The following is a 13,434-nucleotide window of genomic DNA, read 5'->3' as shown; positions in this document are numbered from 1 at the left end:
GCCGTCGGCGGCCTGATGGCACGTCGGGGACCGACCTGGAGGGCCGATGACCAATTCCGTCGACGAAGAACCGACCTCGGCCGGCGCGGACATCAGATTCCACGACGCGGGCGGCGGCGCCGCGCCCGCGATCTTCCAGGAGCTCCTGAGTACGCGCAGGCACCGACTCGCGACGGACCTGGCCGCCGGCCGCACGGCGACCCGGTACTTCCCGGTGCTCTGCGTCCTGGCGCCCGTGATGACGCAGGCCGAGGGAGAGATCACCTACCCCGGCGACCCGATGTGCCTGTACGCCGCGCTCAGCCTCGCCGTGCACCGCGCCGTCGCCGACGCGGGGCCGATCCAATGCGCCGAACACTACAACGACCTGGCGCCGGAGTGGACCCGGTTCCCGGACCACGCCTACCGGATGACGGCCGGCCACGACGGCTACCGCGACTACGGCACCGACCCGAACACCGACCAGACCGTCTTCGACCCCCGGATCTGGGACGAGACCGCCCGGGTGCGCTGGATCCGGCTGCTGCGCCGGGTACGGCCCAGGGTCGTGCTGATCAGCGCGGTCTCCCCGGCGCACCGCTACGCCCTGGAGATCGCCGGCCTGGTCCGCACCGAGGCCCCGGACGCCTTCGTGGTACTCGGCGGACGCCACGCGGACGAGACGGTGATCCGGGTACCCCATCGGGAGCGCCTGGTGCTCGCCCCCAGCAGTCCACTCGCCGTGATCGCCGACGGGCGCGCGCCCCGGGTGTTCGACGCGGTGATCACCGGTGAGGCGTACCACTCGCTCGACCTGCTGATGCGTGCGCTGGCCCTGGCCATCGACCTGGAGCGGCGCTGGGTCGACCGCGATCGGGTGTTGCCCTGTCTTCAGGGACTGCTCGACAAAGAGGGGCCCTCGGTGGGCAGTTCCGTGATCGTGCTGCTGTCCGCGTCCGGGTTCGACGTGCTGCCGCAGGACGGATCCTCGCTCGATCTGGGCTCGTTGCCCTCGCCGTACGAGGCGTTCGCGATCCGCTCGCGCTTCCCGATCTTCACCCACTCCGACGGCGGTATCCGACGCACGGCACACGTGATGGTCTCCAACGCCTGTCCTTATCACTGCAATTTCTGCTCGGAGTCCTCCACGCTCGGCATCGGCCTCAAGCGGTTCCGGGAGGATCCGATCGGCCGCGCGCTGGAACGTGTGTGTGAATACGTCGGCTACGGCGCCGAGGCGCTGTTCTTCGACGACTCGGTTTTCTGGAGCGGCCGTTCGCGCGACATCGCCGAATTCTGCGGGCGGTTGCGGGAATTGCGCGGGAGCGAACCGGCGGCGCTGCCGGTGCGCTTCGCCCGGCTGCTGCCGGAGCCGGAGGATCCGGCCCGGCTGCGGGACCTCGAATGGGGTGCCCAACTCACCGTGGACACCCTGATCGCGCTGCGGGAGCGGCACGCGGCGAGCGAGATCCTGAACCGGATGCGCGAGGCCGGCTGCTCGTATGTGTACGTCGGCATCGAGAGCATGTCGACGCAGGTGATGGACCACATCCACAAGAACCTGCGGCGCGGCACCGACCGGCCGTGGGCGCATCGGGTGCGCGAGGCGGTGTCGCTGGTCAAGCGGCACGGGATGCGGGTGGGCACCTCGGTGTTGTTCGGCCTCGACGGCGAGACGCGCGGCAGCATCGACGAGACGATCGAGGCGGTGGGCGGCCTGATCGACGCGCGCCTGATCGACCTGGCCAGCCCGAACATCCTCACCTACCATCCCGCCACGCCGATCACCCGCGTACACGGCATGCACGATCGGCTCGACTACCACTCGCCCCGGGTGGACAACCGGCGCCCCTACACCTACTTCGAGGAGGCCTTCCCGGGCGTGGTCTCGGTGGTGCTGGCCGAGGACGACATCTGGCACATCCACCGCGAGACGGAACGCCGCTGGGGGACGGTACGCAACGACTCGTCCCCGCTGCTCGGGGAGGGAGCCGGGGTGGGGGTCGTGCCGGAGGAGGCGGAGGGCGAGACGGCGGGCGGCCCGGACGACGGGACGGGCAGCGCGGAGCCGGACGGCGGGACAGCCGGCGGCTCGCGGGTCGTGGCCGGTTTTGTACCGGGCGTCGCCGCCGCTGCCGAGGAGCCCGGCCGATGAGCGCGGACGCGGCACCGGCAGCCGACTTCGAGCCCTCGGACCCCCTCGGGGGCGAACCCACCTTCGGGCTGGAACCCGCCTTCGGGCGTGAACCCGCCTTCGAACACCGGGTGTTCGACGCGCTCGACCCGGATGTCCTGGCCCGTCGCGACGGGGAGAAGTGGGCCTACGCGCCCGAGGACACGCTGTCCGCGTGGATCGGCGACATGGACTTCCCCGTGGCGCCCGAGATCCGCGCCGCGCTGATCCGGCGGATCGACGGCGACCTGGGCTACCCGGTGTGGTTCGACGGGACCGAGGGGGCGCCGCTGGGCGAGGTGTTCGCGGCCCGGATGAAGCGCCGGTTCGGCTTCGCCGCCGAGCCGACCCACCTGCGCCTGTTCACCGACGTCAACCAGGCGATGTCGGCGGTCCTGCACCTGGCCACCCGCCCCGGCGACGCGGTCGTCCTGCACACGCCCGCCTGCCCGCCGTTCGTCGACGACCTGCGCCGGATGGACCGCCCGCCGCTGACCGTGCCGATCGAGGAGGGTCTGCACGGCTGGACGCTCGACCCGGACCGGGTGGCCGCGACGCTCGACCGGGCGGAGCGTTGCCGGGTGTTGTTCCTGGTCAATCCGCACAATCCCACGGGCCGGGTGCTGCGCCGGGACGAACTCGAAGGACTGGCCGAACTCGCCCTGCGGCACGACCTGTTGGTGATCTCCGACGAGGTGCACGCGGACCTGACCCACCCGCCGAACGTACACATCCCGTTCGCGTCCCTCGGGCCGGAGATCGCCGCCCGCACGGTCACCGTGACCTCGGGCAGCAAGGCGTTCAACCTGGCGGGCATCCGCTGCGCCGCCGCGCACATCGGCCCGCCGGAGCTGCGGGACGCGGTGGACGCCCGGCGGGGACTGCTCTTCGGCCAGGTCGGCGTGCTGGCCGTGGCCGCCCTGGAGGCGGCCTGGGCGGAGGGCGACGCGTGGCTGGACGAGGTACGCGTCCTCCTCGACCGCAACCGCCGCCGCCTCGCCGCGGGACTGCCCGAGGGCATCCGCCACCACTCCCCCGAGGCGGGATTTCTGGCCTGGCTCGACTGCCGTCCGCTGGGCCTGGGCAACGACCCGTACGTCTTCTTCCGCGACCACGCCAAGGTCCTCCTCTTCTCCGGCCCGTCCTTCGGCCCCGAAGGAAACGGCTTCGCCCGCCTGAACTTCGCCACATCGGCGGGAGTCCTCGACGAAATCCTGACCCGCATGCACACCGCGCTACGCGCACCCGGCCGCACATGAGGCGTGCAACGGCGGCGAGCGTCGTTGCCGGGTCGCCCGCGCATCGTGATCGCAACGTGTTGCGTTGGCTGGTTGCGTATACGGCCTCCGTGGTCGGTGACAGCGGGTTCTTTCTCGCCCTGGGGTGGGCCGCCAACCAGCACGGTGGGCCCGCGCGGGTCGGGTTGGTCATGGCGATCGCGGCGATCCCCCGCGCGGTGCTCATGCTCGGCGGCGGTGTGGTCGCCGACCTGTTCGGGCCGCGTCGGGTGGTGATCGGCAGCGATGCCGTGCGCTGCCTCGTCGTGCTCGCCGCCGCGGCGGTCCTGGCGCTGTCCGCACCCGGGCTGTGGCTGCTGATCGCCGTCGCGCTGGTGTTCAGCGTCGTCGACGCGTTGTTCATGCCGGCCGTGGGCGCCCTCCCGCCGCTGCTGGCCGCGCCCGGGGAACTGGTCCGGGTCCAGGGCATGCGCGCGCTGTCCATCCGGCTCGGCCAGACCGCCGGGCCGCCCCTGGCCGGCGTCGCACTGGCCCTCGGCGGCCCGGCCGCCGCGTTCACCGTCGCGGGCGGGCTGTTCGCGCTCTCCCTCGTGCTGCTGCTCGCGGTACGGATACCCGGCGCCGGATCGATCGCCGCCGCGACGGAGGCCCCCGCCGGCGGCCGTGCGCGGGCCGCCGCGTGGCGCGAACTCACCGACGGCCTGCGCTACATCCGCCGCCGCCCGCTGATCCGTCGCCTCGTCCTGGCGAGCGCGCTGATCGAACTCGGCGCCGGCGGCCCGCTGAACGTCGGCATGGTCGTCCTGGCCGACGCACGCGGCTGGGGCGCCTCGGGCGCCGGCTGGCTCGCCGGCGCGTTCAGTGTCGGCGCGGGCGCGAGCGCACTGCTCCTCACCGTGACCGGCCGGCTGCCCCGAGCCGGCGCCGTCCTGATCACCGCCCTGGCCGCCGGCTCCGCGGGCCTGGCCGGCCTCGGCGCGACCACCGTCCTGCCGATCGCCGTCGCCGTCGCGGCCTGCGCCGGCCTGCTGTTCGGCCTCAACGGCAGCCTGAGTTACGCCCTCGTACAGACCGCGACCGAACCCGCCTACCAGGGCCGGGTCGCCTCCGTCCTCAGCCTGACCGCCTTCGGCCTCGGCCCGATCGCCTTCCCCCTGTTCGGCGCCACCGTCGCCGCCACCGGCCCGGGCCCCGCCTACACGATCTTCGCCGGGATCAGTGCCCTCGGCGCCGCCGTCGGGCTGACCTCCCCGACCATTCGCCGCGCCGAACTCCCGCGCTGAGTAAGGGCGGACCGCCACATCGGTCGGCAAAAACCGCTGTCGGCGCCGCGCCCCGCGCCTCCACTGTTGACCTTTTGGTCCAGACCACTTACCGTCCTAGAGGCGTTTTGGTCCAGACCAATTTCGCCGGCGACCGCTTCTCGACCGCGACCGACGTCCCCGTCGCGCGGTCACCCCGGTGAGGCGCGCACGTGCACGGTTCCGCACAGCCCTGTTCCACGCACGCAGGGAGAGAGCCATGTCCCCACACCAACGCACAGTCCGCGGCACACCCCGCGGCAGATTCCGCAACAGCCTGCGCAGCCGCGCGGCCGTCCTGATCGCCGTCCTGGCCCTGCCCCTGGCCGTACTCACCGGTCTCAACGCCGGCGCCGCACAGGCGGCCGGCAAGCTCACCGCGACGTTCTCCGTCCAGGACAACGGCTCGTGGTGGAAGGGCACTTACGTCGTACACAACGGCGGCACCGCCGCCGTCACCGGCTGGCAACTCGAGTTCGACCTGCCGCCCGGGGTCACCATCAACGGCAACTACTACGGCGACGCCACCGTCACCGGCAGCCACGTCTCGGTCAAGAACGCCTACTACAACGGCACCATCGCCGCCGGCGGCAGCACCGACCCGTTCAGCTACTGGTTCGTCGGCAACGGCCCCGCCGGCACGCCCACCCACTGCACCGTCAACGGCGACAAGTGCGACGGCACCCCCGACGCCCCGCCCTCGGCACCCGGCACACCGCACACCACCACCATCACCGCGCACTCCATCTCGCTCGCCTGGACCCCGGCGGCCGGCGGCGACTATCCGGTGACCGGCTACGAGGTGACCTCCGGCGGCACCACCGTCGCCACCACCACGGCCACCACCGCCACGTTGACCAACCTGACCCCGGCCACCTCGTACACCTACGCGGTCCGGGCCAAGGACAAGCGCGGCAACCTGGGCCCGGCGAGCGCACCGGTGACGGTGACCACTGTCGACCCGGCCGGCGACCCGACCCCGCCGACCGCGCCGGGCACGCTGCGCAGTACCGGCAAGACGTCCGCCACCGTCGCCCTGGCCTGGAACGCGTCGACCGACAACGTCGGCGTGGCCGCGTACGACGTCTATCGCAACGGCACCCTGGCCACCACCGTCGCCGGCACCGCCACCGCGGCCACCGTCGACAGCCTGTCCCCCGCCACCGCCTACACCTTCACGGTCAAGGCCCGGGACGCGGCGGACAACTCCTCGCCGGCCTCCAACGCGGTGGACGTGACCACCGACGACATCGCCGGCGCCGGCAAGAACCTGCGCGTCGGCTACTTCGTGCAGTGGGGCATCTACGGCCGCCAGTACTTCGTGAAGAACCTGGACACCTCCGGCTCGGCCGCCAAGCTGGACGTGATCAACTACGCCTTCGAGAACATCGATCCGGTCAACCTGACCTGCATGGCCGGCGTCACCAAGGGCACCACCGCCAACCCGCAGGACCCCGACCAGGGCACCGGCGCGGGCGACGCGGACGCCGACTACGCCCGGCCGATGTCGGCCTCGCAGTCGGTGAACGGGGTCGCCGACGACGGATGGGCCAAGCTGCGCGGCAACTTCAACCAGATCAAGCTGCTCAAGGCCAAGTACCCGCACCTGAAGGTGGTGGTCTCGCTCGGCGGCTGGACCTACTCGAAGTTCTTCTCCGACGCGGCGGCCACCGAGGCGTCCCGGCAGAAGTTCGTCAAGTCCTGCGTGGACACCTGGATCAAGGGTGACCTGCCGGTCTACAACGGCGCCGGCGGCCCGGGCACCGGCGCGGGCGTGTTCGACGGCATCGACATCGACTGGGAGTGGCCCGGCTCGCCCGACGGGCACGCCGGCAACCACTACAACGTCAACGACAAGCAGAACCTGACCCTGCTGCTCGCCGAGTTCCGCAAGCAGCTCGACGCCACCGGCGGACAGCGCAAGCTGCTCACCGCGTTCACCCCGGCCGACCCGGTCAAGGTGAACCAGGGCTGGGACCTGTCGAAGATCTTCGACTCCCTGGACGTGGCCAACATCCAGGGCTACGACTTCCACGGCGCCGGCAGCGACAACTCGTGGGAGCCCAACCGCGCAGGTCACCAGGCCAACCTCTACACCGACACGCAGGACCCGTACCCGACCCACTTCAGCATCGACGACGCGGTGAAGATCTACACCGACGCCGGGGTCAATCCACGCAAGCTGACCATCGGCTTCCCGTTCTACGGACGGGGCTGGCAGGCGGTGGCCGACGGCGGGGTACACGGCGAGTGGCAGTCCGCGAACGGCGCCGCACCGGGCCAGTTCGCCGAGGAGGCCGGCACCCGCGGCTACCAGAACCTGCTGAGCAGCGTGCCCAATCTGACCGTCTATCACGACGCGCAATCCGTCTCGACCTACGGCTACACCGGAGCCGGCGGACAGTGGTGGACCTTCGACGACGCCTGGTCGATCGGCCAGAAGACGGCCTACCTGAAATCCAAACACCTACTCGGCGCGATGATCTGGGAGATGTCCGGTGACACCCCCAACGGAGCGCTGATGACCGCGATCGACAACGGCCTCAAGTAGCGCCACACGGCGCCGACTTCGGCGCCAAGCGCCAAGCCCGAAGCCCCACGCACCACGCACCACGCACCACGCACCACGCACCGACCGTGCCGCCGTCCGGGACCACCGGGCGGCGGTACGGCCGCCTCCGGGCCGATCCTCACGCCTCCGGGACGCGGCCCAGACCGCCGATCATGGTCAGCCCCGCGTAGGCGGATTCGTCCGCCACTGGGGTCTCGGGACGCCAGTACGGCAGCAGCACCACACCCGGCTCGACCGGTTCGGTACCCGCGAAGTAGCCCTCTATGGTCGCTCGACTGCGGAAGCGGCCACTACCGAGGGTGGACAGGAACAGGTGCTCCAACTCGCGCCCCTCCGGCGTGGAATCGCAGAAGTGGGTGATGAACAGGTAGCTGCCCGGGGCCAGGGCCTCGCGGTAGGTGCGCACCAGCCCCGCCGGATCGTCCGCGTCCGCGAGATGGTGCAGCACCGCGACCATGAGCAACCCCAACGGCCGCTTCAGATCCAGGAGTTCGGTGATCTCCGGCCGGGTGAGCATGTCCCGGGCGTCCCGCACGTCGGCGTTCACCACCCGGGTGCGATCGTTCTCGGCCAACAACGCGCGGCCGTGCGCGAGCACGATCGGATCGTTGTCCACATAGACGACCCGGGCGCGCGGATTCTCCTGCTGCGCCACCTCGTGGGTATTGCGCGCGGTGGGTAATCCCGACCCGAGGTCGAGGAATTGATCGATGCCCTCCCGGGCCATATAGCGCACACCGCGCTCCAGGATCGCCCGATTCACCCGCGCACCCGTACGGGCGTTGGGCATCACGGCCATCGCCTTGTCGGCGATCACCCGGTCGATCGCGAAATGATCCTTGCCGCCCAGAATCGCGTCGTAGACCCGCGCGACACTGGGCACCCCCATATCGACTCCCCCGGGTCCCCACTCGGGTGAAGTCTCCATCTCCGTCTCGTCGTTCGACGGAACCCACCACTCCTCGGACACAGTTGCCCCCCGACCGACTCATCCTCGGCGCCACAGCGGTCCCTACCGTCCACACCGGTGACATCCGCGGATCCCCGCCTGTGCCCCGGAGGCTATCCGCCAACCGCCCGGATAATCAGTCACATCGCCACTCCGTTCCGCGACTGTTACCCCACCGACGGTGATCTTGTACCCGCCGCCGTGGGACTACCGCCGAGGCCGGGGCCGGATCCGGACGTGGAACCCGAAGGCGACACCACCCGCGGTCCCCGCCATCAGCGCGCTCAGCAGCCATTCCCGACTGCACGCCGCAAGTACCGCGATCAGCACCGCGATCGCTGCCGGCGGCCCCCACAGGAACACCTCCCGGCGCGCGTCGCGACCGAGTTCCACCGCCATCCACGCCCTCTTCCGCCCGGATCGACACCGACCCGGCAAACACGCCGATCTCGGCGGCGCCGCCCCCAACACCCACCGAGGCATCGGCTGCGCGCAGTGTACGCGCGCGCGGCCGACGCCCCGTCGACCTCCGCGTCACCGGGCGGGTCGCCGACCGGGATCAGGCGAATCCCGCCACCGGCCGCGGCGTGTACGGGCGTTCCAGCCGGTCCACCTCGGCCGCCGTGAGGGTCAGCGACAGGGCCGTGACGGCGTCGTCGACGTGTACCGGCTTCCCGGCGCCGACGATCGGCGCGGTCACCCCGGGTCGGCTCGCGATCCACGCCAGCGCGACCTGGGCTCGCGATACCCCACGCTCCTCGGCGATCTCGGCCACCGCCTCGACGATCGGGCGGTCCGCCTCGCCGTACAGCGTCTTGCCGAACTCGTCGGTCTCGCTGCGGGCGCTGTCCGCGCCCCAGTCGCGGGTCAGCCGCCCCCGGGCCAGCGGGCTCCACGGAATCACTCCGACGCCCTGGTCCGCGCACAGCGGCAACATCTCCCGCTCCTCCTCGCGGTAGAGGAGGTTGAGGTGGTTCTGCATGGAGACGAACCGGGTCCAGCCGTGCCGCTCGGCGGTGTACTGGGCCTTGGCGAACTGCCACGCGTACATCGAGGACGCGCCGATGTAGCGGGCCTTGCCCGCCTTGACCACGTCGTGCAGCGCCTCCATCGTCTCCTCGATGGGGGTCGCGGTGTCCCAGCGGTGGATCTGGTACAGGTCCACGTAATCCGTGCCCAGTCGGCGCAGCGAGTTGTCGATCTCGGTCAGCACGGCCTTGCGGGAGAGCCCGGCCGCGTTCGGCCCCGGCCGCATCCGCCCGTTCAGCTTCGTGGCGATCACGATCTCGTCCCGCCGCGCGAAGTCCGCCAACGCGCGCCCGACGATCTCCTCGCTGGTCCCGTCGGAGTAGATGTTCGCCGTGTCGAAGAAGTTGATCCCGGCCTCCACGGCGCGCCGAATCAACGGCCGAGCCGCGTCCTCGGGCAACGTCCACGGATGGCTGCCACGCTCGGGCACCCCGTAGCTCATACATCCGAGACAGATCCGCGAGACGTCCAACCCGGTGCTGCCGAGCTTCACATACTCCATTACCGCGCCACCTCTTCCCATAGGCCCCGGACCGCCCACGAACATATCCCGCGACCGCGAAACCCCTGGCCGGGGCCCGCCGAAACCGGATCGAAGGGGTGGTGGGGACGCCTCGGCCGACCGTCCCCCGTGCGGTCGGCCGAGACGGGCTCGGGGGATGGTCAGGCCGGGATGCCGTCGCGTTGGTTGCGGGCCAGGACGGACAGGAGTTCGTAGCCGACGTGGGCCGCGGCGATGCCGGTGAGTTCGGCGTGGTCGTAGGCGGGGGCCACCTCGACGATGTCCGCGCCGACGACGTTCAGGCCGACCAGTCCGCGCAGGGTGTTGAGGAGTTCGCGGCTGGTCAGGCCGCCCGCCTCGGGGGTGCCGGTGCCGGGGGCGTGCGCCGGGTCCAGGACGTCGATGTCGACCGAGACGTACACCGGGCCGGTGCCGAGCCGGCGCCGCATGCGCTCGACCACCGACGCGACCGTGGCGTCCTGGTAGTCGTCGCTGTGCACGACCTGGAAGCCGAGCACGCCGTCCTCGCGCAGGTCGTCGGGGCCGTACAGCGGCCCGCGGATGCCCACGTGCAGGCAGCGGGTCGGGTCGAGCAGGCCCTCCTCCGACGCGCGGCGGAACGGCGTGCCGTGGGTGTACGGCTCGCCGAAGTAGGTGTCCCACGTGTCCAGATGCGCGTCGAAGTGCACCACCGCGACCGGCCCGTGCTCGGCCGCGACCGCGCGCAGCAGGGGCAGGGCGATGGTGTGGTCGCCGCCGATGGTGAGCAGCCGGGTGCCGCTCGCGGCGAACTCGCGGGCGGCGGCTTCGAGCGTGGCGATCGCGGCTCCGATGTCGAACGGGTTGACCGCGATGTCGCCCGCGTCGGCGACCTGCAACTCGGCGAACGGCGACACGTCCAGCGCCGGGTTGTACGGCCGCAGCAGCTTCGACGAGGCGCGCACGTGCGCCGGACCGAAGCGGGCGCCGGGCCGGTAGCTGACACCGGTGTCGAACGGCACGCCCACGACGGCGACATCGACCCGTTCGACCTCGTCGGCGCGCGGCAGGCGCGCGAAGGTGGCGGGGCCCGCGAAGCGCGGAACGCGCGTGGCGTCGATGGGTCCCTGAGGGGCGCCGGTCATCGCTCGGTCCTTTCGGTGGTGTGCTCGTTCGAGTTCGGGTCCGAGTTCGAGTTCGAGTTCGGGTCGGAGTCGGAGTCGGAGTTCGAGTCGGAGTTCGAGTTCACGTTCGACGCTGGAAGCGGGGGCGGTTCGAGAACCGGCCCGTACAACTCGGGCCGTCGGTCCGCGAATACGTCGTTGTGGGCGCCGATCCGCTTGTCCCGGGCCTCGGTGAGTCGGCAGCGGGCGAGCAGCAGGTGTTCGGCGTCCTCGGCCGGCGGGCCGGCGAGGGGGAAGCCGTCCGGGTCGACGATGATCGAGCCGCCGACCCAGGACGTGCCGCGTTCGGGGCCGGCCCGGTCGCAGGCGGCGACGAACACCCGGTTCACCGCGGCGTTCGCCTGGACCCGGACGTCCTCCGCCGGCCGCTCGCCCGCCGGCCGGGGCGCGTAAGGCCAGTTGACCGGCGCGCACAGCAGATCCGCGCCGCGCAGGGTGGCGGTGCGCACCCATTCGGGGAACTCGACGTCGTAGCAGACCAGTACCCCGATACGACCCACCTCGGTCTGCACCACCGGCGGCAACGCGTCGCCGGGGGCGAAGAGTTCGCCCTCGCGGCCCCACAGGTGCGCCTTGCGGTAGCACGCCCGGACGCCGCTCGCGTCGACCAGGACGGCCGAGTTGCGGATCACGCCGTCGGCGTCGCGTTCGGCGAACCCGCCGACCACGATCACCCCGAGCCGCCGGGCCGCCTCGTGCCAGCCGGTCACGGTCGGCCCGTTGACCGGCTCAGCGTAGTCCGCGGCCTCGGCGGCGTCGCGCATCACGTAGCCGCTGTTGGTCAGTTCGGGCAGGACGATCACGTCGGCCCCGGCCGCGGCGGCCCGTTCGATCGCGGCCAGCGCCGCGCGCCGATTGCCCTCGACGTCGCCGACGGACAGGGCGATTTGCGCGCAGGCCACCACGGTCTCGGTCGCGTCGCCGTCACGGTCGCTCATGTCAGGCCCCCGACGGCGCGTCGGCGCCTTCGAGTTCGGCCTCGCTCGCCCGCTCGGCGGCGCGCTCCGCGGTCAGGTCCAGGTCGCGGCACAGCCAGGCGTACAGCGCGCCGCCGACCAGCAGTCCGACCACGAAGGACAGGTCCGCGCCGTCCAGCGCGTCGGCCACCGGGCCGGTGAAGAACGAGGTCTTGAAGAACGGGATCATCGCCGCGAAGCCGACCGCGTAGGCGGTCAGTCCGCGCCAGGACCAGCGCCCGTAGATGCCGCGCGGGTCGAAGATCGCGGTGACCGCGTAGTGGCCCCTGCGGACGAGGTAGAAGTCGACGAGGTTGACCGCGGTCCACGGGATGAGGCCGTAGAGCATCATGAGAATGAAGTCGTTGAAGCTGCCCAGGTAGTCCTCCGGCAGCACGATCGCCACCACGAAGACGATCGCCTCGATCGCCACGATGCCGATCACCCGCACCCGCACGGTGGGCCGCACCGGACGGAACGCGTCGAGCGCGCTGGTCGTGGTGAGCATCGCGCCGTAGGCGTTCACCGCCATGATGCTGATCAGCGCGAGTGCGGACACAAGGACGGCGAACGTCCCGAAGCCCGGCACGATGTCGTTGCCCACCTGCCGCACCGCCGCGATCGCGTCCGGGTCCGGCAGCGCCGAGGCGAGCAGCGCGCCCAGCGACATCAGCCACGCCGCGGAGCCCGCGGCGCCCGCGTACGTCCACCAGATCACCTTGCGCGCGGGCACGTCGGCGGGCAGGTAGCGGGAGTAGTCGGAGACGTAGACGGCGTAGCTGATCTGGTAGCCGGCCGCGCCGGAGAAGACCACCAGGAACGCGGTCCAGGACATCCCGCCACCGCCGGCGGGCGTGGACACGTCGAGGTTGACGATCGCGCCGATGCTGAGCACGCCGAACACGGCGATCAGGACGTACGTCAGCCAGCGCTGGACCAGGTGCAGCAGGTCGTGGCCGACCACGGCGAGCACGATCGCGATGGCGATCAGGACCGCGTACCAGAGCGTCGAACCGCCGGGCAGCACGGTCTGTAGGCCCTGGGTGGCCAGCACCACGTTGAAGACGTTGAAGCCGACGTAGACGAACACGACCGCGACGAACGGCACGATCGCGCCGCGGATGCCGAACTGGGCGCGCGACTGGATCATCTGCGGCAGGCCCATCCGCGGGCCCTGGTTGGCGTGGAACGCCATGAAGAAGGTGCCGAAGCAGGCGCCGAGCACGACCGCCAGGATCGACCAACCCAGGCCCAGGCCGAGGGCGGGGCCGATGAAGCCGGTGACCATCGTGGTCAGCACGAAGTTGCCGGTGAACCAGAACGGACCCTGGTGCCAGACCTTGCCGTGCCGCTCCCGGGCGGGGACGTAGTCGATCGAGCGGGTCTCGATCGCCACACCGCCGGGGCGGGGGCCGGCGACGGACGCGGCGTCGGGGGCACTCGCGGCCCGTACGGCCGTCGCGGGAGCCGTGGCGGAGCGGGCGGCGGCCGGGGCTGCGCGTGATGGCCTGGTGGCGTCCATGGGCTCTCCTGCGGTCCTGCGTTCTGCGCGGTCGACGCGTCGGGGTCGAC

The 13,434-nt window shown here is 71.5% G+C and carries 10 protein-coding genes; 4 read left to right on the top strand and 6 right to left on the bottom strand.

Features of this window, described 5'->3' with window-relative positions:
- The first annotated feature begins 46 nt into the window (after positions 1–46).
- The 4 genes from ACMXN5_RS41890 to ACMXN5_RS41875 all read left to right on the top strand — a co-directional run bounded on the left by ACMXN5_RS41890 (position 47) and on the right by ACMXN5_RS41875 (position 7,242).
- The gene (locus tag ACMXN5_RS41890) at positions 47–2,134 is read left to right on the top strand and encodes a B12-binding domain-containing radical SAM protein (RefSeq protein WP_439680117.1); all 2,088 of its coding nucleotides are present in this window, start codon (positions 47–49) and stop codon (positions 2,132–2,134) included.
- Entirely contained in the window at positions 2,131–3,411 is a 1,281-nt protein-coding gene (locus tag ACMXN5_RS41885) for a MalY/PatB family protein (RefSeq protein ID WP_439680116.1), read from the top strand. The genes ACMXN5_RS41890 and ACMXN5_RS41885 overlap by 4 nt, the downstream gene beginning before the upstream one ends.
- A complete protein-coding gene (locus ACMXN5_RS41880) occupies positions 3,408–4,673 on the top strand; it encodes an MFS transporter (RefSeq protein ID WP_439680115.1) in 1,266 nt (421 codons plus the stop codon). Before ACMXN5_RS41885 ends, ACMXN5_RS41880 begins: the two co-directional genes overlap by 4 nt.
- Positions 4,674–4,911: 238 nt before the next feature.
- Positions 4,912–7,242 (top strand): glycosyl hydrolase family 18 protein, encoded by a 2,331-nt coding sequence (locus ACMXN5_RS41875; RefSeq protein WP_439680114.1) that lies wholly within the window; start codon positions 4,912–4,914, stop codon positions 7,240–7,242.
- Positions 7,243–7,381: 139 nt separating this feature from the next.
- On the opposite strand, the gene ACMXN5_RS41870 is transcribed toward ACMXN5_RS41875, so the two are convergent.
- The 6 genes from ACMXN5_RS41870 to ACMXN5_RS41845 all read right to left on the bottom strand — a co-directional run bounded on the left by ACMXN5_RS41870 (position 7,382) and on the right by ACMXN5_RS41845 (position 13,384).
- Positions 7,382–8,191 carry an SAM-dependent methyltransferase gene (locus tag ACMXN5_RS41870; RefSeq protein WP_439680113.1) on the bottom strand — a complete coding sequence of 270 codons (810 nt, stop codon included), beginning with the start codon at positions 8,189–8,191 and terminating at the stop codon, positions 7,382–7,384.
- A 228-nt stretch (positions 8,192–8,419) separates the two neighbouring features.
- Complete coding sequence (locus ACMXN5_RS41865) at positions 8,420–8,611, bottom strand: hypothetical protein (protein WP_439680112.1); 192 nt, start codon at positions 8,609–8,611, stop codon at positions 8,420–8,422.
- Between the two features lie 160 nt (positions 8,612–8,771).
- Complete coding sequence (locus ACMXN5_RS41860; RefSeq protein WP_439680111.1) at positions 8,772–9,743, bottom strand: aldo/keto reductase; 972 nt, start codon at positions 9,741–9,743, stop codon at positions 8,772–8,774.
- A 161-nt stretch (positions 9,744–9,904) separates the two neighbouring features.
- The gene (gene speB / locus ACMXN5_RS41855; RefSeq protein WP_380032544.1) at positions 9,905–10,867 is read right to left on the bottom strand and encodes an agmatinase; all 963 of its coding nucleotides are present in this window, start codon (positions 10,865–10,867) and stop codon (positions 9,905–9,907) included.
- Positions 10,864–11,844: a nitrilase-related carbon-nitrogen hydrolase gene (locus ACMXN5_RS41850; RefSeq protein ID WP_439680110.1), complete on the bottom strand. Its 981-nt coding sequence runs from the start codon at positions 11,842–11,844 to the stop codon at positions 10,864–10,866. Before ACMXN5_RS41850 ends, speB begins: the two co-directional genes overlap by 4 nt.
- A gap of 1 nt (position 11,845) precedes the next feature.
- Positions 11,846–13,384 (bottom strand): purine-cytosine permease family protein, encoded by a 1,539-nt coding sequence (locus ACMXN5_RS41845; RefSeq protein ID WP_439680109.1) that lies wholly within the window; start codon positions 13,382–13,384, stop codon positions 11,846–11,848.
- Between the last annotated feature and the right edge of the window lie 50 nt (positions 13,385–13,434).

Origin of the sequence: Embleya australiensis (assembly GCF_051903075.1) — a bacterium.
Taxonomy (GTDB): Bacteria; Actinomycetota; Actinomycetes; order Streptomycetales; family Streptomycetaceae; genus Embleya.
The sequence above is the reverse complement of the archived record's forward strand: the minus strand, read 5'-3'. Positions and strand labels throughout refer to the sequence as shown.

Bases quoted from the DNA above. Each gene is read 5' to 3' on its own strand.
- ACMXN5_RS41880 (WP_439680115.1), top strand. From the start codon at position 3,408: ATGAGGCGTGCAACGGCGGCGAGCGTCGTTGCCGGGTCGCCCGCGCAT.
- ACMXN5_RS41875 (WP_439680114.1), top strand. From the start codon at position 4,912: ATGTCCCCACACCAACGCACAGTCCGCGGCACACCCCGCGGCAGATTC.
- ACMXN5_RS41885 (WP_439680116.1), top strand. From the start codon at position 2,131: ATGAGCGCGGACGCGGCACCGGCAGCCGACTTCGAGCCCTCGGACCCC.
- ACMXN5_RS41865 (WP_439680112.1), bottom strand. From the start codon at position 8,611: ATGGCGGTGGAACTCGGTCGCGACGCGCGCCGGGAGGTGTTCCTGTGG.
- speB (WP_380032544.1), bottom strand. From the start codon at position 10,867: ATGACCGGCGCCCCTCAGGGACCCATCGACGCCACGCGCGTTCCGCGC.
- ACMXN5_RS41870 (WP_439680113.1), bottom strand. From the start codon at position 8,191: ATGGAGACTTCACCCGAGTGGGGACCCGGGGGAGTCGATATGGGGGTG.
- ACMXN5_RS41845 (WP_439680109.1), bottom strand. From the start codon at position 13,384: ATGGACGCCACCAGGCCATCACGCGCAGCCCCGGCCGCCGCCCGCTCC.
- ACMXN5_RS41850 (WP_439680110.1), bottom strand. From the start codon at position 11,844: ATGAGCGACCGTGACGGCGACGCGACCGAGACCGTGGTGGCCTGCGCG.
- ACMXN5_RS41860 (WP_439680111.1), bottom strand. From the start codon at position 9,743: ATGGAGTATGTGAAGCTCGGCAGCACCGGGTTGGACGTCTCGCGGATC.
- ACMXN5_RS41890 (WP_439680117.1), top strand. From the start codon at position 47: ATGACCAATTCCGTCGACGAAGAACCGACCTCGGCCGGCGCGGACATC.